General features: G+C 71.4%; 1 protein-coding gene. It reads left to right on the top strand.

The features are described 5' to 3' along the window. A partial coding sequence (locus ACODRZ_RS26870) for a PfkB family carbohydrate kinase (protein ID WP_488973206.1) occupies nt 1-357 on the top strand: 357 nt, incomplete at both ends.

Here is a 357-nt window from a genome sequence, read left to right as displayed (position 1 = left end):
CGGGGCTCGCCTCGCTGGGCCATGACGTGAAGATGCTGACGCGCCTGCCGTCCAGTCCCTTGGGCGACAAGGCGCGCGCGGCCCTGAATGCCGCCGGGATCAATACCGCCCACGTCGGGCGCGATACCGGCCGCATGGGCCTCTACTTCCTCGAGAGCGGAGCTGGTCTTCGGCCCTCGTCGATCACCTACGATCGCGGGGGTTCCGTGTTCGCAACCTCCAGGGCGGACCAGTTCGACTTTGCCTCCGCACTCGAGGGCGCCCGACTGCTCCACCTGTCGGGCATCACGCCGGCGCTCGGGCCCGGAGGCGTCGCGCTTGCGCAAGCCGCCGTCGCCGCGGCGACAAGCGCCGGCG

This window comes from Novosphingobium sp. FG90, assembly GCF_057808725.1.
Note: the sequence above shows the minus strand (reverse complement) of the source record. Positions and strands in the feature narration are given on the sequence as shown.